Origin of the sequence: Mycobacterium sp. M23085 (genome assembly GCF_045343915.1) — a bacterium.
GTDB lineage: Bacteria > Actinomycetota > Actinomycetes > Mycobacteriales > Mycobacteriaceae > Mycobacterium.
This window is the reverse complement of sequence record NZ_CP174280.1, coordinates 746233-771804: the sequence shown is the minus strand read 5'-3', so window position 1 is coordinate 771804 and position 25572 is coordinate 746233. Positions and strand designations below refer to the sequence as shown.

The 25572-nt window shown below is 68.1% G+C and carries 13 protein-coding genes and 1 pseudogene; 8 read left to right on the top strand and 6 right to left on the bottom strand.

Going from position 1 to position 25572, the window contains the following annotated elements; all coding sequences use genetic code 11:
- Window positions 1-72: 72 nt before the first annotated feature.
- The gene (locus ACIUM1_RS03175; protein ID WP_406815845.1) at window positions 73-2829 is read right to left on the bottom strand and encodes an ATP-binding cassette domain-containing protein; all 2757 of its coding nucleotides are present in this window, start codon (window positions 2827-2829) and stop codon (window positions 73-75) included.
- 305 nt (window positions 2830-3134) lie between these two features.
- On the opposite strand from ACIUM1_RS03175, the gene ACIUM1_RS03170 reads away from it, so the two are divergent.
- The 3 genes from ACIUM1_RS03170 (at window position 3135) to ACIUM1_RS03160 (ending at window position 8958) form a co-directional block, all read left to right on the top strand.
- Window positions 3135-5210, top strand: coding sequence for a serine/threonine-protein kinase (locus tag ACIUM1_RS03170; protein ID WP_406815844.1), 2076 nt, complete (start codon window positions 3135-3137; stop codon window positions 5208-5210).
- Between the two features lie 104 nt (window positions 5211-5314).
- A complete protein-coding gene (gene uvrB, locus ACIUM1_RS03165; RefSeq protein WP_406815843.1) occupies window positions 5315-7474 on the top strand; it encodes an excinuclease ABC subunit UvrB in 2160 nt (719 codons plus the stop codon).
- A 56-nt stretch (window positions 7475-7530) separates the two neighbouring features.
- Window positions 7531-8958: an MFS transporter gene (locus ACIUM1_RS03160; RefSeq protein ID WP_406815842.1), complete on the top strand. Its 1428-nt coding sequence runs from the start codon at window positions 7531-7533 to the stop codon at window positions 8956-8958.
- A gap of 122 nt (window positions 8959-9080) precedes the next feature.
- Here ACIUM1_RS03160 and ACIUM1_RS03155 read toward each other — a convergent pair.
- A pseudogene (locus ACIUM1_RS03155) lies at window positions 9081-9302 on the bottom strand (MgtC/SapB family protein); the annotation flags it as partial.
- Window positions 9303-9355: 53 nt separating this feature from the next.
- Window positions 9356-10939: a hypothetical protein gene (locus ACIUM1_RS03150; protein WP_406815841.1), complete on the bottom strand. Its 1584-nt coding sequence runs from the start codon at window positions 10937-10939 to the stop codon at window positions 9356-9358.
- Window positions 10940-11223: 284 nt separating this feature from the next.
- Between ACIUM1_RS03150 and ACIUM1_RS03145 the strand changes: the two genes are divergently transcribed.
- Window positions 11224-11667, top strand: coding sequence for a universal stress protein (locus ACIUM1_RS03145; RefSeq protein ID WP_406815840.1), 444 nt, complete (start codon window positions 11224-11226; stop codon window positions 11665-11667).
- Window positions 11668-11687: 20 nt separating this feature from the next.
- Here ACIUM1_RS03145 and ACIUM1_RS03140 read toward each other — a convergent pair whose 3' ends face one another.
- Complete coding sequence (locus ACIUM1_RS03140; RefSeq protein WP_406815839.1) at window positions 11688-12365, bottom strand: MBL fold metallo-hydrolase; 678 nt, start codon at window positions 12363-12365, stop codon at window positions 11688-11690.
- 214 nt (window positions 12366-12579) lie between these two features.
- Between ACIUM1_RS03140 and uvrA the strand changes: the two genes are divergently transcribed.
- From uvrA to ACIUM1_RS03120, 4 genes are all read left to right on the top strand, one after another.
- Window positions 12580-15495, top strand: coding sequence for an excinuclease ABC subunit UvrA (uvrA, locus tag ACIUM1_RS03135; protein WP_406815838.1), 2916 nt, complete (start codon window positions 12580-12582; stop codon window positions 15493-15495).
- A gap of 344 nt (window positions 15496-15839) precedes the next feature.
- Complete coding sequence (locus tag ACIUM1_RS03130) at window positions 15840-16556, top strand: hypothetical protein (RefSeq protein ID WP_406815837.1); 717 nt, start codon at window positions 15840-15842, stop codon at window positions 16554-16556.
- A 31-nt stretch (window positions 16557-16587) separates the two neighbouring features.
- Window positions 16588-18708 carry an Rv1355c family protein gene (locus tag ACIUM1_RS03125; RefSeq protein ID WP_406815836.1) on the top strand — a complete coding sequence of 707 codons (2121 nt, stop codon included), beginning with the start codon at window positions 16588-16590 and terminating at the stop codon, window positions 18706-18708.
- A gap of 7 nt (window positions 18709-18715) precedes the next feature.
- On the top strand, window positions 18716-20575 hold the full coding sequence (locus ACIUM1_RS03120) for a putative bifunctional diguanylate cyclase/phosphodiesterase (protein ID WP_406815835.1): 1860 nt from the start codon (window positions 18716-18718) through the stop codon (window positions 20573-20575).
- A gap of 59 nt (window positions 20576-20634) precedes the next feature.
- Here the strand turns inward: ACIUM1_RS03120 and ACIUM1_RS03115 are convergent, their stop codons facing one another.
- Window positions 20635-22119 carry an alpha/beta hydrolase gene (locus ACIUM1_RS03115; RefSeq protein ID WP_406815834.1) on the bottom strand — a complete coding sequence of 495 codons (1485 nt, stop codon included), beginning with the start codon at window positions 22117-22119 and terminating at the stop codon, window positions 20635-20637.
- Window positions 22120-22196: 77 nt separating this feature from the next.
- Entirely contained in the window at window positions 22197-25457 is a 3261-nt protein-coding gene (gene lysX, locus ACIUM1_RS03110) for a bifunctional lysylphosphatidylglycerol synthetase/lysine--tRNA ligase LysX (RefSeq protein WP_406815833.1), read from the bottom strand.
- Between the last annotated feature and the right edge of the window lie 115 nt (window positions 25458-25572).

Sequence of the window (25572 nt, the reverse complement as noted above, 5' to 3'; positions counted from 1 at the left end):
TGCGGGCCAGCAGGTCGAACGTCTCGTGCTTTGGCGGGTGAATGGTGTCACCCTACCGCGGTAGGCGATTGGCTACCGGCGCAACCGGATCTTCCATCGCACGAAGCCGGCGTAGAAGAGCGACAAGGCGGCCAGCATGCCCATGTCCAGCAGCCAGACCTTCGGCGTGTGTTGCCAGAACCGATCCTGGGACAGCAGCGAATCGGGCACCAGGTGGCGCAGATCCACCGTCGACGCTGCCGCGGCGTAGCCCCAGCGCGCCGGCATCGCCCACGACAGCTGGTTCAGGCCGAGCCGTCCGGTCACCGGGACCATCCCGCCGCACAGCACCAGCTGCGCCATCACCGTCACCACGAACAGCGGCATGATCTGCTCGCTGGACCGGACCAGCGACGAAATCGCCAGGCCCAGAATGGCCGAGGCGACACAGGTCGCCGCCACGGTGGCGAACAATTCGAAGGTGGCCCCGACGGTCGAGTGGCCGAACAGCACCGCGCCCCGCGTCGGGGCGCTCTTGCCGATCACGACGATCGCCGTGACGATCGCCGACTGCAGTATCGCGAAGCCGCAGAACACCGCCGTCTTGGCGAGCAGATAGGCGGTGGTCGACAACCCCACCGCCTGCTCACGCTGGAAGATGGCGCGTTCGCCGACCAGGTCGCGAATCGTCAAGGCGGTGCCCATGAATGCCGCCGCCGGCATCAGCAGGGCCAGGATCTGCGCGGCCTCGTCGGGTGTCCCGGCGTTGGGCGATGGAAGGTGAAATCCGTTGTTGCCCGGGACCGTCAGGGACAGCGAACCGAGGATGAACGGCAGCAGCGCCAGGAAGATGAAATAGGCGCGGTCGGCGATCACCAGGCGGACCTGCCGGCGGGCGATGGTCGAGATTTGGCGCCGCACGCTGGTGTGCACCGGTTCGCCGAGGCTGCTCGGCTCGTCGGTCTTGTCCGGCAGGTACTTCTGGGGCCGTTTCTGGGCCTCGTTCTGTTCCAGGAAGCGGCGGTTGGCTTCCTCGGGGTCGGCACCGACCTGGGTGAAGATCTTCGCCCAGTTGGTGGTGCCCATCGCCCCGCCGATTTGGTCGGGCGCGCCGCAATACGCCGTCTTGCCGCCGGGAGCCATCAGCAACACCTGGTCGCACACGTCGAGGTAGGACAGCGAGTGGGTCACCACCAGCACCACGCGTCCGGCATCGGCCAACTGCCGCAGCATCGTCATGACCTGCAGGTCCAGCGCGGGGTCCAGACCCGAGGTCGGCTCGTCGAGGATCAGCAACGACGGCCCGGTCAGCAGCTCGAGGGCCACCGAGGCGCGTTTGCGTTGGCCGCCGGACAGCTTCTCGACGCGGGTGTCGGCGTGCTTGGTGAGGTCGAGTTCCTCGAGCACCTGGGCGACGACCCTGGCGCGGTCGGCTTTGCTGGTGTCGGGCGGCAGCCGTAGTTCGGCGGCGTAGCCGAGCGCCTGGTTGATGGTCAGCTGGCGGTGCACCACGTCGTCCTGCGGGACCATGCCGATCCTGCTGCGCAGCGAGGCGTACTCGGCGTGAATGTTGTGGCCCTCGAACGTCACCGAGCCGGAGGTCGGCGTGGTGTAGCCGGCGATGAGCCGGGCCAGGGTGCTCTTCCCGGCGCCCGAACCGCCGATCACGGCGGTCAGCGTGCCGGGACGGGCGGTCAGCGAGATGTCGTCCAGCAGTTGTTTGCCGTTGTCGACCACGTATCTGACGTTGCGCACTTCGAGGCCGCCGGTGCGGGCGGCGCCGCCGCTGTGTTCGGTCAGGGTGCCGTCGCGGAATACCAGGTCGACGTTGCCGATGGTGACGACGTCGTCTTCGGTCAGGATTGCCGACCCCACCCGGGTGCCGTTGACGAACGTTCCGTTGACGCTGTTGTCCCGGATCTCCGTGCCCAGCTGGGTGGGCACCAAGGTGGCATGCTGACGTGACGCCAGGACGTCGGAGACGACGATGTCGTTCTCGGGGGCGCGGCCGATCGTCAGGGCGCCGGCCGTGCCCGCGGCCGACGACGCGCGCGGCGAGAGCAATTTCACAAAACGCGTCGCCAGGTTGGACACATCCGCCGTCTTGGCGTCGATCACGGTGAATTCCGCCGCGGGCGTGGCTGACGGAGCGGGCGGTGCCCCGCTTGCGTTCGCGACGGGGGGGTTGACCTGCGATCTCGCCGGCGAACCGGGGTCGATGACGGTCAGTTCCTCGGGAGGCGTGCCGCGCGGCGCCGGTGCCGCAGGCATCCGGGGTGGCGCCGCCTGGCGGGGCGGCACCGCCGGCTGCCGGGGTGGGGCGGTGGGCGGTCTCGCCGGCTGCCGGGGCGGCGCGGGGCGCGACGGCGCACCCTGCGGACCGCCGCGGGCCGGGCTGCGGATCGGCCCGGCGGGCCGGCCCTGCGGGGGCCGCGGCGGGTGTGTCGGACTCGTTTGCTCGGCAAGGGCGGACCACGGCAGGGTCGGCGGTCCGGAATCGTGGCTCGGCCGGGTCCGGGGCGGGTGGCCGGCATGACCCTGCTGCGGTCCGATGGCGAAGGTCAGGCGGGGGCCTTGCGGGTTTCCGACGTGAATGCTCTGGCCGTCGTGGATATCGACCACCGGCATCCGGTAGCCGTTCAGGTAGGTCCCGTTCAGCGAGCCGTTGTCGATTGCCAGCCAGCGGCCTTGATCGAACCGCAGGATCAGATGCGCGCGCGAGATGCGCGGGTCGGCGATGCGCACATCGGCCTGCACGTCGCGTCCGACGACCACCTCGTGGCCGGCCGCGAAGGATCGTTGGGACCCGTCATGCCGAATTGTCAGGATGGGCGGGGCGGGTCGAGTCACTACTCAAGTATCGGCCCGTGTCGGTAGTGCGCTCTATGGGACCCGGCTGTGACTTCGCTTTGTTTCGATTCGGCCACTCATAGGGCTTTCATAGCCCGCTGCGACGAATCGCCTACGGCGGTGGGGCATTATTCGAACGGGAGGGGTAGCAATCGTTGATTGTGTCCGCGCGCCGAGCCCGATGTTGTGCCGGCAGACAGACGGAATAGAGGCCCAATCGCTATGCGCATGCCCATGGTGTGCGATCCGCATCACATCGCGGTGACACCTGAGGCGGTGCCGGGGAACGAGGGGGCAAGGCATTGATGAACGAACACAAGGGAACTACCCGGCGCATCGGCGCCGGGCGACGACTGCTGAACAACCCGCGACAAGCCGGTGCGGCCTTGCGCGCGGGCTTTCACTCGTTGCCCGCCATGCCCATCGGGCAGCTGTTCCGCCGGATACCCCCGGTGGATTCCGCGCCGAACGTGGAACCCGTGGTGGCGCAACAGCCCGACGGGGCGTCGGGGTCGCGGGTCGCGGTGGTTAACGGCGCGTCGTTCGCGGGCTACACGATTCTGCGTCAGCTGGGCGCGGGCGGCATGGCCGAGGTCTACCTCGCGCTACACCCCAGGCTGCCCCGCCGCGACGTGATCAAGGTCCTCGCCGAGGCGGTGACCGCCGATCCCGAGTTTCGCGAAAGGTTCAACCGGGAGGCCGATCTGGCGGCGACGCTGTGGCATCCCCACATCGTCGGTGTGCACGACCGCGGCGAATTCAACGGGCATCTGTGGATTTCGATGGACTACGTCGAGGGCACCGATGCCTCGCGGCTGGTCAAGGAGAACTACGCCGACGGGATGCCGATCCGCGAAGTGTGTGCCATCGTCCAGGCGGTCGCGGGGGCGCTGGACTACGCACACGACCGTGGGCTGCTGCACCGCGACGTCAAGCCCGCCAACATCCTGCTCACCCATCCCGATGAGGGGGAACGCCGAATCCTGTTGGCGGACTTCGGTGTCGCGCGTCACCTGGGCGACATCAGCGGGATTACCGAAACCAACGTCGCGGTCGGAACGGTGGCCTACGCCGCGCCCGAGCAGCTGACGGGTTCCCCCATCGACGGCAGGGCAGACCAATATGCTTTGGCCGCAACGGCTTTCCATCTTCTCACCGGGGCGCCTCCGTTCCAGCACTCCAACCCGATCGCGGTGATCAGCCAGCACCTGCACGAGGATCCACCGCGGCTCAGCGATTTCCGTCCCGATCTGGCCGAGCTCGACGAGGTGTTCTTCCGCGCCCTCGCCAAGCAACCCGAGGACCGGTTCGAGCGGTGCCGCGCATTCGCCGCCGCCGTCAGCGAGTCGTTGGACGGTATGCCCCCGGCCGGCGGTGCCGGCCGGTCACGCGCCGCGGTGTCGACGCCGCATCGCCGGCGCGGACCCGCCGGCGTCGTTGCCGGGCTGAGTCACCGGTTTTCGTCGAAAACGCGGTGGGCGACCGCGCTGGTGTGTGCGGTACTGATCGCCGTCGCGGCGACCTGGTCGCTGCTCTACTCGTTTCAGCCGGACACGTCGCCGACCAACCCCGCGCTCGCGTCGAGACCGTCGGCCCCGGCCGCCAGCACCGCGCCCACCCCGGGCGGGCCCGTGCTGAACGGGACGTACCGGCTGGACTACGACCAGAGCAAGCGCACCACCAACGGCATCTCGATCCGGCACGACGGGGCCGCCACCGGCTGGTGGGCATTCCGGTCGGTGTGCACCACCCACGGATGTGCGGCCACCGGGACCCAGCTGGACGATGCCACCCATCAGGTGGCCAACACCACCGATGGGGGGCAGACCGACACCCTGCGCTTCGTCGGGGGCTACTGGCAGGGCGCCCCGGTGCAGCAGCGGGTGGGCTGCACCCAGCCCAACGGGCAGGTCCGGGCCACTCAGCAGGAAACCATCGCCTGGTCGCTGGCACCGCAGGCCGACGGCACGCTGCGCGGCACGTTGACCGAGACCGTGCTGAGCAACGAGTGCGGCGCCCAGGGCGCGGTGGTGCGGGTGCCCGTGGTGGCCACCCGGACCGGCGACGTGCCCGCGAAGCTGACGTTGGGTGACCCCGCCCAGGTCATCAACGCCTCGACCACCGCGTCCGCCCCGGCGCCGCCGGTCCTCGGCGGGCTGTGCGGCGACGTCGGCAAGGTCGCCTACGACCCGACCAACAACGAGCAGATCGTCTGCGAGGGCAGCAGCTGGGCCAAGGCGCCGATCACGATGGGCGTGCACGCAGCCGGCAGCTCATGCGACCGGCCGGGCACGTCGGTGTTCGCCATGAGCACCTCCAGCGACGGCTACCTGCTGCAATGCGATCCGGTCACCCGGACGTGGACCCGTCCGGCGGGATAGCTCATCGGGGCGGTCGGCCTCGGAGGTGCCGCGCCTAGCGTGGGCCCTGACCTGGGCGGACCAGCCCCGCGGCACTTGTCGGTGATCGGTTCTACCCTGGTGGCATGGCCTTCGCCACGGAACATCCCGTAGTCGCGCATTCGGAGTATCGCGCTGTCGACGACGTCGTGCGCGTCGGCGGCGACTTCCGGGTGGTCAGCCCGCACGATCCCGCCGGCGACCAGCCGGCCGCCATCGACGAGCTGGAACGCCGGATCAGGGCGGGGGAGCGCGACGTCGTGCTGCTGGGCGCCACCGGTACCGGGAAGTCGGCCACCACCGCCTGGCTCATCGAGCGGCTGCAGCGGCCCACCCTGGTGATGGCGCCCAACAAGACGCTGGCCGCCCAGCTTGCCAATGAGCTGCGAGAGATGTTGCCGCACAACGCGGTTGAATACTTCGTCTCGTACTACGACTACTACCAGCCCGAGGCGTACATCGCGCAGACCGACACCTACATCGAGAAGGACAGCTCGATCAACGACGACGTGGAGCGGCTACGGCACTCCGCGACGTCCTCGCTGCTGTCGCGCCGCGACGTGGTGGTGGTGGCGTCGGTGTCCTGCATCTACGGCCTGGGAACGCCGCAGTCCTACCTGGACCGCTCGGTCGAGGTGCGGGTGGGCGCCGAGGTGCCGCGGGATGCGCTGCTGCGGCTGCTGGTCGACGTCCAGTACACCCGCAACGACCTGTCGTTCACCCGCGGCTCGTTCCGGGTGCGCGGCGACACGGTGGAAATCATCCCCTCCTACGAGGAGCTGGCGGTGCGCATCGAGTTCTTCGGCGACGAGGTCGAGGCGCTGTACTACCTGCACCCGCTGACGGGTGACGTGATCCGCCAGGTGGACTCGCTGCGGATCTTTCCCGCCACCCACTACGTGGCCGGCCCGGAGCGGATGGCCCACGCGATCTCGACGATCGAAGCGGAGCTGGCCGAGCGGCTGGCCGAGCTGGAGGGCCAGGGCAAGCTGCTCGAGGCGCAGCGGTTGCGGATGCGCACCAACTACGACATCGAAATGATGCGCCAGGTCGGGTTCTGTTCGGGCATCGAGAACTACTCCCGCCACATCGACGGCCGCGGCCCGGGCTCGCCGCCGGCGACCCTGCTGGACTACTTCCCGGAAGACTTCCTGCTGGTCATCGACGAATCCCACGTGACCGTCCCGCAGATCGGCGGCATGTACGAGGGCGACATGTCCCGGAAACGCAACTTGGTCGAATACGGGTTCCGGCTGCCGTCGGCGTGCGATAACCGCCCGCTGACCTGGGAGGAGTTCGCCGACCGGATCGGGCAGACGGTCTACCTGTCGGCCACCCCCGGCCCGTACGAGCTCAGCCAGTCCGGCGGCGAGTTCGTCGAGCAGGTGATCCGCCCTACCGGCCTGGTGGACCCGAAAGTGGTGGTCAAGCCGACCAAGGGACAGATCGACGACCTGATCGGCGAGATCCGCAAGCGCACCGAGGCCGACCAGCGGGTGCTGGTCACGACGCTGACCAAGAAGATGGCCGAGGACCTCACCGACTACCTGCTCGAGATGGGCATCCGGGTGCGCTATCTGCACTCGGAGGTCGACACGCTGCGCCGGGTGGAGTTGCTGCGCCAGCTGCGGCTGGGCGAGTACGACGTGCTGGTCGGCATCAACCTGCTACGCGAGGGCCTGGACCTGCCGGAAGTGTCACTCGTGGCGATCCTGGACGCCGACAAAGAGGGCTTCCTGCGGTCATCCCGCAGCCTGATTCAGACCATCGGCCGCGCCGCCCGCAACGTCTCCGGCGAGGTGCACATGTACGCCGACACCATCACCGATTCGATGAAAGAGGCCATCGACGAGACCGAACGGCGCCGGGCCAAGCAGATCGCGTACAACGAGGAGCACGGCATCGACCCGCAGCCGCTGCGCAAGAAGATCGCCGACATCCTCGATCAGGTCTACCGCGAGGCGGACGACACCGAGACGGTGGAAGTCGGCGGGTCGGGACGCAATGCGTCCCGCGGCCGGCGCGCACAGGGCGAGCCGGGTCGCGCGGTCAGCGCGGGCGTGTTCGAAGGCCGCGATACGGCCAGCATGCCGCGCGCCGAACTGGCCGACCTGATCAAGGACCTCACCGCCCAGATGATGGCCGCCGCTCGTGACTTGCAGTTCGAGCTGGCGGCGCGGTTCCGCGATGAGATCGCCGATCTGAAGAAGGAACTGCGTGGGATGGACGCCGCCGGCCTGAAATGACGCCGCACACCTGAAGTGACAGTAGCGAATACGCGCCAACCCCATACGGTGGAGGGGTGACCGACACTCCCAGCGGCGCCGGAAGCTGGCGCGATCTGCTCGGCGGCCGGTACCTGCGCACCTCGGTCGTGCTGGCCGGCGGCGTAGCCCTCTACGCCACCAACGAGTTCCTGACCAGCAGCCTGCTGCCCAACACCATCGCCGCGATCGGCGGAAACCGGTTGTACGCCTGGGTGACGACGCTCTACCTGGTGGCGTCGGTCATGGCGGCGGCCCTGGTCAATCCGGTTCTGGTACGCATCGGCGCCCGCGTGTCGTACCTGCTGGGGCTGGCCGTATTCGGTGTCGCCAGCTTGGTGTGCGCTGCCGCCCCGAGCATGGAGGTGCTCATCGCGGGACGCGCTCTGCAGGGGGTGGCCGGCGGCCTGCTCGCGGGCCTGGGTTACGCGGTCATCAACGCCGCCCTTCCCGTCTCCCTGTGGACGCGGGGCACAGCGCTGGTCTCGGCGATGTGGGGCGTCGCCACGGTGGTCGGTCCGGCGACGGGTGGGCTGTTCGCGCAGTTCGGCGCGTGGCGGTGGGCGTTCGTCATGATGGCGGTCCTGACCGCCCTGATGGCCGTGCTGGTCCCCGTCGCGTTGAACGCCGGCCGGGTCGAGCCGGATCCGGCGACGGCGAAGAGCAGGGTTCCGGTGTGGTCGCTGGCGTTGATCGGCGCCGCCGCGCTCGCGGTCAGCGTCGCCGAGATCCCGCGCAACAGCTTTGCGACCGTCGGCCTGTTGGCCGCCGGCGTCGTGTTGGGCGGTTTGTTCCTGCGCGTCGACTCGCGCAACCGGGCGGCCGTGCTGCCGCCCAGTGCGTTCGGGCCGGGGCCGCTGAAATGGATCTACCTGATGATGGGCATCCTGATGGCCGCCGCCATGGTGACCACGTACGTGCCGCTGTTCGGGCAGCGGTTGGCGCACCTGAACCCCATCGCGGCCGGTTTCCTGGGCGCGGCGTTGGCGCTTGGCTGGACGGTCAGTGAGATCGTCAGCGCGTCGTTGACGGCCCCCCGGACGATCAGGCGCGTGATCGCCGGCGCCCCGATCGTGGTGGCCTTCGGGCTCGCGCTGGGGGTTGCGGCGCGGCACACCGAATCGTCGGTGTGGACCCCCGCGTTCTGGTCGGTGGCGTTGTTGGTCGCCGGGATCGGCATCGGGATGGCGTGGCCGCACCTGTCCGTGCTGGCGATGGCCTCGGTGCGCAATCCCGTCGAGGGGGGCGCCGCGGCCGCGGCGATCAACACCGTGCAGCTGGTCTCCGCGGCGTTCGGTGCGGGGCTGGCGGGGGTCGTGGTCAACTCCGCCATGGGTGACGACATCCTCGCGGCCCGCTGGTTGTTCACCGCGTTCAGCGCGGTGAGCATCGTCGGGATGTACTGCGGCTACGAGGCCGCCTACAGCGCGAGCCGCCGCGCCGAGCGGGTTGCGGGACTGCTCTGAGTGAGTCGAGGCCGCGCGGCCGGGGTGGCGGTGTCGTACGCTGCGACGCGCGCCACCCGGCAAGCCCAGCCGGTCGGCGGTGGGGGGTGAGCTCAGTCGCTGTCCTCGTCGGCCTCGAGGACGGCGGCCAGCACGTCGCTGAAGCCGTACTTGCTGACCAGCATGATCAACGCCGACGAGGTGCCCACGATCGTCTGGGTCCGCAGGCCCGCGCTCTTCCCCTGGATCGTTCGCTCCAGGCCGACCAGCGCCGTCAGCCCGAACGCGACGAGAAGTTCGATGACATGCCGGGCTCCCTGCACGCCGCCGCCCAGCAGCGGCGGCGCGGCCAGCAGGATTTGCATGCGGACAAGCTAACCAGCTCCTGGCAGGTCACGCTGGCCGGCGACCGCCGGCGTCACCGGGTGGACTTCACCACCTGCGAGTAGTGGAACTGCCACCGCTCGACGATGTGAAAGCCGAGGTAGCCCGGGAATATATACGCGGGGGCGCGCCCGAAAGCGCTTCCGGGCGGTAGCGAGCGCCCGGATTGATGGTCGGGCAGCGAATTGTCCTTATTGGTGATGGTCCAGATCGCCGGGCATTTGTTGATCTTGGCCGTCGTCAGCCACACGGCGACGTGTCCGTCCCACAGCGATCCGACCTTCGGGCCGTACGCGCCGCGTTCGACGTCGATCAACGAGCGGAAGGCCGCCGGCCGGGTGGCCAGCAGCGCCCGGATCGGCCCTGGCTTCCACGGCACGGTGTTGTCCACCAGCAGACAGTCGCCCGGGGCGGCGTGCGTACTGATCAGATCGGCGACCTGGCTGTAGTCCCACCCCTCTTTGGCATACGGCCAGCGTTGGACGAAGAGGTAATTCGGCACCGCGGCGACGGCGAACACCAGCACCGCGGCGGCGATGGGCCAGGGCCGCCGGGCCAGGGTGACGATGCAGACGGCAAGGACGACGGCCATCGCGGGGGCGGTGAAGATCAGGTAGCGCGGGTAGTAGATCGGCTCGTTGACGGCGGAATAGATGACAACCAGGGCGGTGGGAATCACCATCCAGACGACCGCGATGATCGCCAACCGGCGCGGGTCGCCGGCCGGGGCCGGCGCGCCGGCCAGCCGAGCCACCACCGCCGCGACGATCAGGACCGCGCTCGCGATCGCGAAGGCCGCGCTGTGGTCGAAATACTGGCGCAGGATGATGTCGAACGCGTAATGCCAGCTGACCGGGTAGATCCAGTTGACCTGCCATACCTGGTTGTGCGCGAACACGATGAACGGCGTCATGGCCGCCACCGCGCCGGCCGAGCCGGCGGCCCACCCCAGCACCGCAGGTCTGCGGGAGCCTTTGGGTGCGAGCATCGGCAGCATCGCGCCGTAGACCGGCACCATCAGCAACAGGTTCAGGTTGAGCAGGATGGACAGCATCAATCCCAGCGCGTACCAGACCCACCCACGCCGCCGGTTGCGCCGGATGGTGGCGACGAACAACACCGTCAGCCAGACGCCCGCGGCGGCCACGAAGGCATACGGACGCGCTTCCATGCCCGCCCACGTCGTGCGCGGCAGGATTGCGAAGATGGCGCCCGCGCACACCGCCGCGGGGCGCGTCGAGAACTGCCTGGTGAACACCGTGACCCCGGCGGCGGCGGCTCCGACCGCCAGGGAGCTGGGCAACCGCGACCAGAATTCGGTGGGCGGGAACAGCGCGAACCAACCGTGCATGAGCAGGTAGTAGGCGCCGTGAACGGCGTCGATGTGACCCAGCAGCCGCCACAGCTCCGGCAAAGTCCGGCTGGCCGAGGCCGATATCGTCGCCCCCTCGTCGAACCAGAGCGACGGCCGACAGGCCCAGGCGGCGCTGACCACGGTGGCGAGCAGGGCGATTGCCCACGGATCGAGCAACCTGCCGCGCGCACCCCCTGAGGTGGGCTCGGCGTCGACATCCCCGGCACGCGGCTCGAGGGCGGGCTCGAGGGTGGGCATGGACATGATGCTTGTTACTGTAAGGCGCCGCTGAGGAAACGGGTCATAAGCGCCGTCCGGCGCATTCACTTGTAGTGCCCACTTTCCCGAAAAGCGGCGTAATGCAATATGTTCCACGTTGGTCGCGTGTATTTGATTGTTTCGTCATTGCCATTAATGGTCGTTGCCGCAGCCAGAGGCCGCAAATTGGCGACACGCCACGCCACGCGGTGTGGTTAATCTGTCTCCTGCACATCGAGCAAACGCGCTACTGTCTTGGGTTGGCTGACCAACCGGAACTGGGAGGGTAAATGGGCGCCTATCGGACTGTGGTGGTAGGAACCGATGGCTCGGATTCGTCGCTGCGGGCGGTGGAAAAGGCCGCGCAAATCGCGGGTGAGGACGCCAAGCTGATTGTGGCATCGGCGTATCTGCCCCAACATGAGGACGCCCGGGCCGCCGACGCCCTGCGGGACGAGAGCTACAAGGTTTCTGGCACCGCGCCCATTTACGCGATTCTGCGCGACGCCAAGGACCGCGCCCACGCCGCCGGGGCGAAGAACATCGACGAGCGACCGATCGTCGGTGCGCCGGTCGACGCGCTGGTGCACCTCGCCGAGGAGGAGCAGGCGGATCTACTCGTGGTCGGCAACGTCGGTTTGAGCACGATCGCCGGCCGGTTGCTGGGGTCGGTGCCGGCCAACGTCTCGCGTCGGGCCAAGACCGACGTGTTGATCGTGCACACCACGACGTAATGCCGGGCTGAACCGCCCGGCTACCAGCCCCGCTCGCGCCATTCGCTGACGTGGGGGCGCTCGGCGCCCAACACCGTGTCGTCGCCGTGGCCCGGGTAGATGACGGTGGAGTCGTCATACACGTCGAACACCCGGGTGCAGACGTCGTCGATCAGCTGGGTGAAATCGCCCGGTTGCCAGGTCTTTCCGACCCCGCCGGGGAACAGGCAGTCGCCGGTGAACAACTGGGTGACCCCGCCGGTCGCTGGTCCGTCCAGGGCCAGCGCGATCGATCCCGGGGTGTGCCCGCGCAGGTGGATGACGTCGAACGTCAGCTCGCCGACCTGCACGCTGTCACCGTTGGCCAGCAAACGGTCCGGTTTGACCGGCAGCGGGTCGGCGTCGATCTCGTTGGCGGCGGTCGGCGCCCCGGTGGCGGCGGCCACCGCCTCCAGCGCCTGCCAGTGATCGAAGTGCTGGTGGCTGGTCACGATCAGCGACACCTTCGGCGCGTTCTGCCGGATCAGGTCGATCAGCACGTCCGCGTCGTTGGCGGCGTCGATCAACAACGTTTCGCCGGTAGCGGAACAAGTGACCAGATATGCGTTGTTGTCCATAGGGCCGACCGAAACCTTTAGGATCGTGGCGCCGGGTAGGGTCCGGCGGGCCGCGGTACCGGGATCGACGTGTCCGGTGTAGTTGTCGTCCACTGCAGTCATGTGCACCACTCCTTGATCCCGCAGGGGCGCCGCCCGAGCCGGGAACACGTCGTCGGCGCCAGTCGCTGACGGCCACGTTACTGGTCGCACGTTGCTTGTCGGTATGGGCACATAGCATGGAATGCGCCATGCGCAATTCCGGTTCGGATTCCGCATCACCGCTACGAGAAGCGGCTACAGAGAAGTCGCCAGATAGTTCCTGAGAGGGGCAGCGTTGGCTGACCGTCTGATCGTCAAGGGCGCCCGCGAGCACAACCTGCGCGGCGTCGACCTCGACCTGCCCCGCGACGCGATGATCGTCTTCACCGGGTTGTCGGGTTCGGGTAAGTCGTCGCTGGCCTTCGACACGATCTTCGCCGAGGGGCAGCGCCGCTACGTCGAGTCCCTGTCCGCCTACGCCCGCCAGTTCCTGGGGCAGATGGACAAGCCGGACGTCGACTTCATCGAGGGCCTGTCCCCGGCGGTGTCCATCGACCAGAAATCCACCAACCGCAACCCGCGGTCGACCGTCGGAACCATCACCGAGGTCTACGACTACCTGCGGCTGCTCTACGCGCGGGCGGGTACGCCGCACTGCCCGATCTGTGGCGAGCGGATCGCCCGGCAGACCCCGCAGCAGATCGTGGACCAGGTGCTTGCGATGCCGGAGGGCACCCGATTCCTGGTGCTCGCGCCGGTGGTGCGCACCCGCAAGGGCGAATTCGCCGACCTCTTCGAGAAGCTCAACGCCCAGGGCTACAGCCGGGTGCGGGTCGACGGCGTGGTGCACCCGCTCACCGACCCGCCGAAGCTGAAGAAGCAGGAGAAGCACGACATCGAGGTGGTGGTGGACCGCCTGACCGTCAAAGCATCCGCCAAGCAGCGGCTCACCGATTCGGTGGAGACCGCGCTGAACCTCGCCGACGGCATCGTGGTGCTCGAGTTCGTCGACCACGAGCACGACGCCCACAACCGCGAGCAGCGGTTCTCCGAGAAGCTGGCCTGTCCCAACGGCCACGCGCTGGCGGTCGACGACCTGGAACCGCGGTCCTTCTCGTTCAACTCGCCCTACGGCGCCTGCCCCGAGTGCAGCGGCCTGGGCATCCGCAAGGAAGTCGACCCCGACCTGGTCATCCCGGACCCCGACCGCACCCTTGCCGAGGGCGCGGTGGCGCCGTGGTCGACGGGGCATACCGCCGAGTACTTCACCCGGATGATGGCCGGGCTCGGCGACGAGCTGGGCTTCGATGTCAACACTCCGTGGCGCAAACTGCCGGCCAAGGCCCGCAAGGCGATTCTCGAGGGCTCTGACCACCAGGTGCATGTGCGGTACCGCAACCGGTACGGCCGGACCCGGTCCTACTACGCCGATTTCGAAGGCGTGCTGGCCTTCCTGCAGCGCAAGATGGCGCAGACCGAGTCCGAGCAGATGAAGGAACGCTACGAAGGCTTCATGCGGGACGTGCCCTGCCCGAAGTGTCAGGGCACCCGGCTCAAGCCGGAGATTCTGGCCGTCACACTGACCGCGGGGGACCGGGGTGCGAAGTCCATCGCCGAGGTCTGTGAACTGTCCATCTCGGACTGCGCGGACTTCCTGAACGGGCTCACCCTCGGCCATCGCGAGAAGGCAATCGCCGGTCAAGTGCTCAAGGAAATCCAGTCACGGCTGGGCTTTTTGCTCGACGTCGGGCTGGAATACCTGTCGCTGGCCCGCGCCGCGGCCACGCTGTCCGGCGGTGAGGCGCAACGCATCCGGCTGGCCACCCAGATCGGGTCCGGTCTGGTCGGAGTGCTCTACGTGCTCGACGAGCCGTCCATCGGGCTGCACCAGCGCGACAACCGCCGGCTCATCGAAACCCTCACGCGGCTAAGGGGTTTGGGTAACACGCTGATCGTCGTCGAGCATGACGAGGACACCATCGCGCACGCCGACTGGATCGTCGACATCGGTCCGCGCGCCGGTGAGCACGGCGGCGAGATCGTGCACAGCGGCACCTACCGCGAGCTGCTGGCGAACGAGCGTTCGATCACCGGCGCCTACCTGTCGGGCAGGGAACGCATCGAGATGCCGGCGAAGCGGCGCGCGATAGATCGCAAGCGCCAGCTCACCGTCGTCGGTGCGCGCGAACACAACCTGCGCGGCATCGACGTCTCATTCCCGCTCGGCGTGCTCACCTCCGTGACCGGCGTCTCCGGTTCCGGCAAGTCGACGCTGGTCAACGACATTCTGGCGGCGGTGCTGGCCAACCGGCTCAACGGCGCCCGGCAGGTTCCGGGCCGTCATACCCGGGTCACCGGGCTCGATCACCTGGACAAGCTGGTGCGGGTGGACCAGTCGCCCATCGGCCGCACGCCGCGATCCAACCCGGCCACCTACACCGGCGTGTTCGACAAGATCCGCACGCTGTTCGCCGCCACCACCGAAGCCAAAGTTCGTGGCTACCAACCGGGTCGGTTCTCGTTCAACGTCAAGGGTGGCCGCTGCGAGGCGTGCACCGGCGACGGCACCATCAAGATCGAGATGAACTTCTTGCCCGACGTGTACGTGCCGTGCGAGGTCTGCCACGGCGCCCGCTACAACCGCGAAACCCTGGAGGTGCACTACAAGGGCAAGACCATCTCCGAAGTGCTGGACATGTCCATCGAGGAAGCGGCCGAGTTCTTCGAGCCGATCACCGGAATCCACCGCTACCTGCGCACCCTGGTCGACGTGGGGCTGGGCTACGTGCGGCTCGGTCAACCCGCACCGACGCTGTCCGGCGGTGAGGCGCAGCGCGTCAAACTGGCTGCGGAACTGCAGAAGCGGTCGACCGGGCGCACCGTGTACATCCTCGACGAGCCCACCACGGGGCTGCACTTCGACGACATCCGCAAGCTGCTGAAGGTCATCAACGGCCTTGTCGATAAAGGCAATACGGTCATCGTCATCGAACACAACCTGGACGTGATCAAGACCTCGGACTGGATTGTCGACATGGGGCCCGAGGGCGGTGCCGAGGGCGGAACCGTTGTCGCGGAAGGCACTCCGGAGGACGTCGCCGCCGTGCCGGAGAGCTACACCGGCAAGTTCCTCGCCGAGGTGATCGGCCGTACCCCGGCGGCTTCCAGTGCTCCGCCACGATCGAGCCGGCGTCGCAAAGTCACTGCCTGAGCAGGGCCAACCCCCGACCGGCCTTCGGGTACCCCCCGTCGAGTTCGGCGCCGCCCTGGGCCCTCGCGTACCGCGACCCAATCTGGTCTTGGCCGAACGCCGCGACGTCGTTTTGACTACAGCAGCGTAATTATCGATCCCGCGGCACCATGGCGCCCGACGGCCGCCAAAACAAATGCGAGACAAGACTGCTCCCGCAATCAATTGCCCTCGCGCAGCGGTCGAATTTGTCCTTTTATGTCACAATCCCTTTGGTCAATTTGTTGCGAATCGAATAGCCCTTCGATGTCGGGACGCGTTCAAAAAAATACTCGTTGGTAACAGAGAATAAGCGGAGGTCACGTATGGAAGCGGCGGAACTCACCCGGCTCGAGTTTGACGGACCGTGGTCGGATTCGGGGTTTGGCTGGCGCGATCACGCGACGGGGTGCTGGGTCACCGCGTCCACGCCGGCCGCCGAGCCTGATCTGTGGAATCAGTACCTGGAAGGCGCGCTGAACAGCTATCGGCGGCACGGGCTGGATTGGGTGCTCGATTTCGACCAGATCCAGGACGGCGCCGACACGTCCCTGTTTTTCGCCGCACTCGACCCGCAGGGGCGGGTGGTCGGAGGGACGCGTGTCGTCGGGCCCTTGCGCTCGCCGGAGGACTCCCACGCGCTCGAGGAATGGAAAGGCAACCCCGGGCTTCCGTTGCTGCGCCAGATGATTTCCAACCGGCTTCCGTTCGGCGTCGTGGAGGTGAAAAGCGCGTGGACCAATTCCCGCGAATATGGCAATCGCGCGCTCTCCACCGTGCTGGCCCGAACTGCGCTTCCGATGATGACGCTGCTGGGCGTTCAGTTCGTGATGGCGACCGCGGCGGCGCACGTGCTGGAGCAGTGGCAGTCCTCCGGAGGCGTCGTGGCCAACCGCGTCCCCGCGGCGGCCTATCCCAACGACGACTACCGCACCAAGGTGATGTGGTGGGATCGTCGCACCATTGCCACACATGCCGAGCCGGCACAATTTAAGCTGATGTGCGCCGAGAACGCCGAAATCCTCAGCCGCATCTCGGCGTAGGTGAACGGGGGTCTACGCCGTTGGGAGTTGGATGGGCTACAGCTATGAGCGCCACGAGGCCGGCGGCGCGGTGGTTCTCGATGACCATATCGCCGCGGACCGCGACATATTGGAACGGCTCAGAGCTACCCCGGATGTCGACTTCATCGACCGGTTGGACCGCGATTCGGCGGACCCTGATGACGGTGGGCGGTGGGCGTACTACCCGTGGCGCAAAGCCGTTGTGCGAATCGCCGGCCCGCGTGCGTTCGCTGCCGGCCGGCTGGACCGCAACCGGCACCTGATCACCTCCGCCGAGCAGGAGCGGCTGCAACGGCTGCGCATCGGCATCGTGGGGCTGAGCTCCGGTCACGCGATCGCCTACTGCCTGGCGGCGCAAGGACTATGCGGCACATTGCGGTTGGCCGATGGTGACACTCTGGATCTGTCCAACCTCAATCGCGTTCCCGCGACGGTGCTCGATATCGGCCTCAACAAGGCCACGGTCGCCGCCCGGCGAATCGCGGAACTCGATCCATATCTGAGCCTGGAGGTGTTCACCTCCGAGGTGACCGCCGATTTCGTCGATTCGTTCCTGGACGGCTTGGATGTGGTGATCGACCAAGCCGATTCGCTGGACATCAAGCTCTTGCTGCGCGAGGCGGCCCGCGACCGTGGCATCCCCGTACTCATGGCCACCAGCGATCGGGGTCTTATCGATGTCGAGCGCTTCGACCTGCGGCCGCAACCCGAGGTGATGCACGGGCTGCTGGGGGACATGGACACGACGGCGCTGAGCGGATTGTCGACCCGGGACAAGCTGCCATACCTGTTGCGCCTGTTGGACGCTCGGCAACTGTCCGCCCGCGGGGCGGCCTCCCTGGTCGAGGTCGGTCAGACGTTGGGCGGGTGGCCACAACTGGCCGGCGACATCTGGGTGGGAGCCGCCGCGGTGGCCGAAGCGGTGCGCCGGATCGGGCTGGGCGAGCCGCTGGAATCCGGTCGGGTGCAGGTCGACATCGCGGGCGCTCTCGACGGCCTCGTCCAGCCCGGCACGCAGGACGTCCCGCTGCCCCTACCGACCGATGACGTGACAGGAGCCGCCGGCGCGGACGCAACCAAAGCCCGGATCGCCGAAATCGTTGCGGGTGCGGCCATCCGCGCACCTTCCGGCGGCAACGCACAGCCTTGGCGGATCGCCATGGACGACACCTCGATCCAGCTGCTGCTGGCCGCCGAGGACTCCGCCACCATGGACGTCGAATTCCGGGCCAGCGCGGTCGCACTCGGCGCGGCCATGTTCAACGCGCGCGTCGCGGCGGCCGCACACGGCGCGCTGGGCCCCGTCACCTTCCGGGATGACCACCCGCAGACCGCGCTTCACGGTGAGATGCGCTGGGGCGAGGGTGATGACCCCGAACTGGCGCAGCTGTACCGGGCGGTGCTGGCCCGGCAAACCAATCGTCACCCGGGTCGTGCGGTAGCGGTTCCACCGGCCACCGCCGAACATTTGGCGGCCGTCACGGCCGGTGAGGGTGCACGGCTGCGGTTGATCACCGATCGCGACCAAATCATCGCCGTCTCGGGCATACTGGCCGAAGCCGACCGCATCCGTTATCTCACCCCTCGCTTGCACGCGGAAATGGTGTCGGAGCTGCGTTTTCCGGCTGACCCGTCACCGGAGACAGGAATCGATGTCCGTGCCCTGGAACTGGATGCCGGTGAGTTGGCGGCGCTGGAACTGGTCCGGCGTCCCGATGTCATGGTCGAACTGGCGCGCTGGGATGCCGGTGGGGTGCTGGGTGACGTCACCCGCCAACGAGTCGCGGCCAGCGCCGCCGTGGCGGTGGTCGCGGTGACGGATTCGGCGCTCACCGATTACGCCCGCGGGGGCGCGGCGCTGGAGGCCTTGTGGATTGCGGCCGAACGCAGCGGGTTCGGCGTGCATCCGGTGTCGCCGGTGTTCCTGTACGCGCATGACGACAACGACTTCCAGACCCTGTCGCCCGCGTACGCCGAGGCGCTGAAGAGGCTGCAACAGGACTTCCGGGCCTGCACCGGACTCAACGCCGGCGAACACGAGATCCTGGTGCTGCGGCTCGTGTCCGGTCCGCCGCCGTCGGTGCCGGCGCGACGCCGTTCACTCAGCGCGAGTCTGTGTGCGCAGAGGTAGCCCGGACGTGAAAAGTAACGCTGCGCCAAAGACTCTGGCCAACATCGTCACGTCCGTGGCAACCAAGCTGATGGGCGCAACCGCCGCCACCGCGGCAGACATCAGCACGGAGATACTCGCCGAGCTGGTGGCGATCCTGGACGTGGACGTCAGCTTTCTGCGCTACAACGACCACAACATCCACGCCACGGTCCTGGTGGCCGAATGGCCACCGCGGCCCGACATCCCGGACCCCGACCCGCTGCATACGATCTACTTCGCCGACGCTGACCCGATCTTCGCGATGTGCGAACACGCCAAAGAACCGATCGTGCTGCGCCCCGAATCCGCGAACGAGGACTACCAGCGCACCATTTCCGAGGCGAGCGGCGTTCCGGCGATTTCCCTGTCGTCGGTGCCGCTGTTGTCCGGTGACGTCACCACCGGAGTGCTTGGTTTCGTGAAGTTCGGCGACCGCGCGTGGAGTCAGGACGAGCTCAACACGCTCACGGTGGTCGCCACGATGTTCGCCCAGGTGCAGGCCCGTTTGATCGTGGAGGACCGGCTGCATTACCAGGCCGAGCACGATGATCTGACGGCACTGCCCAACCGTCGAACCCTGTTGGCGCATCTGGACTCCCGCGTCGCCGACGGGCAACCGGGCCCGGTCGCGGTGCTGGTCTTCAATCTCGACCGGCTCAAGGCGATCAACGATTACCTCGGCCATGCCGCCGGTGACCAGTTCATCTGCGACTTCGCCGCCCGGACTACCGAAGCCATGCAGAGCAAAGGCATGATCGCCCGGCTCGGCGGCGACAAGTTCGTCGTCGTTCCCGCAGCCGCCATGGACCTCGGGGCCGCGCAACGGCTCGCCGAGACGTTGCGGGCCCAGGTGAAGGACCACGTGACCATCGACGGTGTGGTCCTCAACCGCACCGTGAGCGTCGGCGTCGCGACCGGCGTCCCCGGCACGGACTCGAGCCTGGATCTGCTGCGGCGCGCGGATGAGGCGTTGATCGCCGCCAAGGGAAGTGGGGGCGACAGTATCGGCGTGTTCTCCGCCGAGATGCTCACCCGGCGCGAACTGCGCAACGACATCGAGCTGCACCTGCAGGCGGGTATCGAATCGGACGCGCTCACCGTCGCATACCTGCCCGAGGTCGACATGCCGACGGGCAAGATCTTGGCGGTCGAGGCACTGGTGCGCTGGCAGCATCCCACTCGGGGCCTGCTGCATCCGGACGAATTCGTGCCGGTGGCCGAATCCATCAATCTCGCGGCCGAACTCGGCAACTGGATGCTGAATGCGGCGTGTGCTCATCTGGCGCAGTGGCGGGCGCAGGGCCTGGGGCGCGACATCATGCTGCGCGTCAACGTATCGCCGGCCCAGCTCGTCGCGCACGACCTGGTCAACACGGTCGCGCGGACGCTGGAAAAGTTCGGGCTCGACGGCTCGTCGATCGGGCTGGAAGTCACCGAGAGTTTGCTCATCCAGGACCTGGTGAACACTCGCAGCACGTTGTTGGGGCTGACCGAGCTCGGGATCAACATCGCCATCGACGATTTCGGCACCGGGTTCAGCGGGATGGGTCTGCTGCGGACCCTGCCGGTCGGAACCCTGAAAATCGACCGCGGGTTCGTCCTGGATCTGGCCACTTCCGCCGACGACCGCGCCATCGTGCGGGCCATCGTCGGACTGGCCCAGGCGCTCGGCCTCGACGTGGTCGCCGAAGGCGTCGAGTCCGAATGCGCGGCGCGGGTGCTGCTCGACGAGGGATGTTCGCGCGCACAAGGATTCCTGTTCTGCCAACCCATCCCCGCCGAGCAGGCTCAGCGGCTGCTGGCCGCGGGCTCGGTCCCGGTCCGGATCGGCGCCACGCCGTCCTGAGCAGCGCGATGGCGGAACCCGCAAGCCGATCAGCGCGGGCCGCGGCGGATGCCGGCGCGCTATCGCCTGGCGGGGTTGGAACGCTCGGCCGGGACGACCACCGGGGTGCCGGCGGTGGGCGCCGACGCGGCCGGCAACGACGTCCGCGGAATGCCCGGAGTGCCCAGTTGCCCGGCGAGCCAGGGCAGCGAGGCCGCGAACGCGCGGTCGGCGAATGGCCAGTCGTGCTTGCCGGGCTGCGGCACCACCGCGCAGTCGATTCCGTTAAACCGGCCCAGCGCGCACAGCGAATAGGCCGCGGCGGTCTGATTGCCGGGATTGGCAGCCGCGTCGCGTGCGGCGAGGCGGATGGCGCCGCTGTCGGTCAGCTGGAGGTCACGGCGCGGTGCCGGTGGGCCGTCCGACGAAATCGCGAACCAGCCGGCCACGTCGCGGTACGGACCGTGCCGGTTGATCACCGTGGTCGGATCGAACGCCGCCCAGGCGGCGGCGTCTCCGCCGAACAGCCGGGCGATGGTTTGCGCCTTGGTGCCGGCGTTCGGGAAGAAATCGCCGGCGACGTCGACGAACGCACTGAACAGGTCGGGGTGCATGACGGTCAGATCCACGGCGCATGTTCCGCCCATGGACCAGCCGGCGACGCCCCAGTTGGCCCGGTGCGCGCTGACCCCGAAAGTTGAAACCATAAACCGCACAACATCTTTGGTCAGGTGGTCGGCCGCGTTGCCCCGAACCCCGTTGACGCATTCGGTGTCGTTGTTGAACGCGCCGCCGGAGTCCACGAACACCAGCACCGGCGCTTTGCCGTCATGCACGGCCGCGAAGTCGTCGATCGTCTTGACCGCGTTGCCCGCCCGTGTCCAGTCGGCCGGCGTGTTGAACTGCCCACCGATCATCATCACGGTCGGCAGCGCCGGAGGCGGGGTGGTGGTGAACCATTGGGGCGGCAGGTAGACCAGCTCGCCGCGATGTTTGAAGTGCGATCCGTCCGACGGAATTGCCACCGGGACGACGGTGCCGTGCGGTGGCCGGGTTCGGCTGGCGGCCATTGCGGTAACGGTGGCCTGGTCGGTCTGATCGGGCAGCGGGCCCGACGTCAGCTGGCTCCACGCCGACTGCACGGTGGGGAAGTAGCCCACCCAGAGGTTGAGCACCAACGCCGTGCTGAGCAGGCACAGCGGCACGGCCAGCGCCGCGGCGCCACGCCGCCAGCGGCGCGCGGTGCGCCAGCCCAGGATCAGCACCGCTGCCGCCATGCCGGTCAGGGTGATCCACAACCACAGCGCCGCCGGGGCGGGGTCGTCGGAGAGCCCGCGGTCGACGATGTACCAATGCGTCAGGTAGGCGACGACGCCGCCGGCCAGCGCGGCCGCCGGCAACCACACCGTGCGCCAGCGGCGCGACCGCCAGCCGACCGCCAACGCCAGCACCACCGCGGCGAGCACCTGGATCGTCGTCGGCACCCAGCCGTGCATCAGCGAGGTGTGGCTACTTGCCAGGAACTGCGCGTCGGCGCTGTCCATCGGGGCTGTCACGTGACTCATTGTGATCTGTTGGTAACAGGGCTGGAACATATTCACCGAATGTTCGCTCCCGGGTCTCCGGTTCGTCGGGGACCCCGCTAATGCGGTTTGGCCAGCGGAAATGGCAATGTCTCACGGATGCTGCGGCCGGTTATGAGCATGACGAGCCGATCGATGCCCATGCCCAGCCCGCCGGTGGGCGGCATCGCGTATTCCATCGCCTGCAGGAAGTCTTCGTCGAGCTCCATCGCCTCGGGGTCCCCGCCGGCAGCTAACAGCGACTGCTCCTGCAGGCGGCGGCGCTGCTCGACCGGATCGGTCAGTTCGCTGTAGGCGGTGGCCAGCTCGACACCCCACGCCACCAGGTCCCACCGCTCGGCGACGCCCGGTTTGGTGCGGTGCGGCCGGGTGAGCGGCGACACCGAGGTCGGGAAGTCGATGTAGAACGTCGGCTCCTCGGTCCGATCTTCGACCAGGTGCTCGTACAGCTCGAGCACCACCGCACCGGCATCCCAGTGCGCCCGGTAGGGGATGCGGGCGGCGTCGGACAGCTTGCGCAGGGTGGACAGCGGCGTGGCGGGGTCGATGTGCTCGCCGAGCGCCTCGGACACCGCGTCGTGGACGGTCTTGACCGCCCACACCCCGGAGATGTCGACGGGTTCCAGCCGGCCGTCGGCCCCGGGCCGCAGCACGATCTGCTCGCCGTGCGCGGCCTGGGCGGCGTTCTGGATGAGCTCGCGGCACCCGTCGATCCATACCTTGTAGTCGGCGTGCGCCTGGTAGGCCTCCAGCAGGGTGAATTCCGGGTTGTGGCTGAAGTCGACGCCCTCGTTGCGGAAGGCCCGGCCCAGTTCGAAGACGCGCTCCACGCCGCCGACGCACAGCCGCTTGAGGTAGAGCTCCGGCGCGATGCGCAAAAACAGGTCCAGGTCGTAGGTGTTGATGTGCGTGACGAACGGCCGAGCGGTGGCGCCGCCGTGGATCTGCTGCAGGATCGGGGTCTCGACCTCGATGAAGTCCTTGGCGAACAGCGTCTGCCTGACCGAGCGCAACACCTCGCTGCGCGCCTTGACCAACTCACGCGACTCGGGATTGATGGCCAGGTCGACATAGCGGGTCCGCACCCGCGCCTCCGGGTCGGTCAGCCCCTTCCACTTGTTCGGCAACGGCCGCAGGCACTTACCGATCATCCGCCAGTCCGCGACGATCAGCGAACGGGTGCCCTTCTTGGAAAAGCCCATGTGCCCGGACACTTCGACCAGATCGCCCAGGTCAATGGCCGCGGTGAAGTCGGCGGTCCGTCCCCGTTGCAGCTGCGAATTGTCCAGCAGCAGTTGCATTTCCCCCGACCAGTCGCGCAGCTGGGCGAACAGCACCCCGCCATAGTCACGAATCCGCAGCACCCTGCCCGCGACGGTGATGTCGTCCCGGTCGTCCGCGTCCAGCGCCGTCGCGACGGTGTGGCTGGGCGGAGATCCCACCGGATAGGCGTCGACGCCGTTGCCCTGCAATGTCTTCAGCTTGGCCAGTCGCACCCGAACCTGTTCGGGCAGGCGCGACCTGGACTCCTCCTCGTCGGCGGTGTCACGGCGTTCCCGCAGCTCGCTGACGTCCGGGGCGCTGCCGTCGTGGTGCAGCAGTCCGGATTCGGCCAGTCGCGGCGGGACGGCGGGGTAGTGGCCGGTGTGCGTCTTGCGCCTGCCGAACGGCAACACCAGGAACCCCTCGGCGAGGGCCGAGGCGACGCCGACCCGCGGAATCAGGCGGGCGTCCTCGTAGCAGGCGTACCGCGGCACCCACTCTGGCTGGTACTTCATGTTCGAGCGGTACAACGTCTCTAGCTGCCACCACCGCGAGAAGAACAGCAACAACCCTCGCCACAGCCGGGCGACGGGACCGGCGCCGAGCTGGGCGCCCTGTTCGAACGCCGAGCGGAACATCGCGAAGTTCAGTGAAATGCGGGTGATGCCAAGGGCTTCGGCGGTGAGCGCCAGGTCGCTGACCATCAGCTCGATGGTGCCGTTGGGGGACTGCGGCGAACGGCGCATCAAGTCCAGGGAGACGCCGGTCGTGCCCCACGGAACCAGCGACAGCATCGCCACCACGCTGCCGTCCCGGTCCAGCGCTTCGACCAGCAGGCAGTCGCCGTCGGCGGGGTCGCCGAGCCGGCCCAGCGCCATGGAGAAGCCGCGCTCGGTCTGGGTGTCCCGCCAGGCGTCGGCGCGGGCGATGGTGTCGGCCATCTCGTCGGCGGGGATGTCGCGGTGCCGGCGGATCCGCACGGTCAGCCCCGCCCGGCGGGCCCGGGTCACGGCCTGACGGACCCCGCGCATGTCGGGGCCGGACAGCTTGAAATCGGAAGTCCGCAGGATGGCCTCGTCGCCGAGCTCGAGCGCGTTCAGACCGCGTTCCCGGTATGCCCGCGCGCCCTGGCTGCTGGCGCCCATCACACCGGGTGCCCAGCCGTAGGTCTGGCACAGGGCCAGCCAGGCGTCGATGGCCTGCGGCCAGGCCCTGGGATCGCCGATCGGGTCGCCGCTGGCCAGGCACACGCCGATCTCGACGCGATAGGTGATGGCGGCACGCCCGCTCTGGGCAAAGACGACGGACTTGTCGCGGCGGGTGGCGAAGTAGCCCAGCGAGTCGTTCTTGCCGTACAGCTCGAGTAGCCCGCGGATGGCCGATTCGTCCTCACCGGTCAGCGCGTTCTCCGCGCGCTGGGATTGGAAGAGCACGATCGTCGCCAGGATCAGCGCCAGGGCGCCGAACAACCCGAAGATCGCGTTGAGGAATACGTGCGGCCGGCCGGTGAACAGGTCCGGGTCCGCGAGCGCGAACCCCACCACCCGGTTGGCCACGTACGGCAGCCGGTCCTGGCGGGCGAGCGTTCCCGGGAACAACTCGACCAGGCCCCAGGACACCAGGATCCCCACCACGTCGCCGGCGACCAGTACCGCGGCCGCCTTGACCAGTGCGCCCCTGCGGACCTTTGCCCAGAACTCCCGGTAGGCCAGCACCAGCAGCACTATCACGACGACATGCAAGGCCAGCCCGAGGTTCTCGCCGAAGGTCTCGGCGGCGGTGTTGTCGCCCGCCGCGATATCGGCGGCGTTCAAGGCGGCGAAAAGGATCGTGTTGCCCAGCAGCAGTAGCCAGGCGATGCGCTTGCGCGCGGTCAGCGCCGCGGCCAGCAGGGCCAGGATGAACGACCATGCGATGCTGGTGTCGGGGAAATTGAACAGGTAGCTGTTGATGAACTCGCGCGGGACCTTGATGAAATATCTGATCAGCGGGGACACGCTCGCCAGCAGTGACACGGTGGCGATGACGCCCACGCTCCACCCGGCCGCCGCCGGCACCCACCGATACCGCGAGTTCGACCGGCCGCTGGGCCCTAAACGCGGTCCCGAACGAGGAGATGCGAGTGTCACAGACCGCGAGGATATGCCCTCAATCCATGAAAAGCTTGTCTAA

Coding starts and splice junctions, on each gene's coding strand:
- ACIUM1_RS03170 (WP_406815844.1), top strand. CDS start 3,135: ATGAACGAACACAAGGGAACTACCCGGCGCATCGGCGCCGGGCGACGA.
- uvrB (WP_406815843.1), top strand. CDS start 5,315: ATGGCCTTCGCCACGGAACATCCCGTAGTCGCGCATTCGGAGTATCGC.
- ACIUM1_RS03150 (WP_406815841.1), bottom strand. CDS start 10,939: ATGTCCATGCCCACCCTCGAGCCCGCCCTCGAGCCGCGTGCCGGGGAT.
- ACIUM1_RS03145 (WP_406815840.1), top strand. CDS start 11,224: ATGGGCGCCTATCGGACTGTGGTGGTAGGAACCGATGGCTCGGATTCG.
- ACIUM1_RS03140 (WP_406815839.1), bottom strand. CDS start 12,365: ATGACTGCAGTGGACGACAACTACACCGGACACGTCGATCCCGGTACC.
- ACIUM1_RS03130 (WP_406815837.1), top strand. CDS start 15,840: ATGGAAGCGGCGGAACTCACCCGGCTCGAGTTTGACGGACCGTGGTCG.
- ACIUM1_RS03125 (WP_406815836.1), top strand. CDS start 16,588: ATGGGCTACAGCTATGAGCGCCACGAGGCCGGCGGCGCGGTGGTTCTC.
- ACIUM1_RS03115 (WP_406815834.1), bottom strand. CDS start 22,119: ATGAGTCACGTGACAGCCCCGATGGACAGCGCCGACGCGCAGTTCCTG.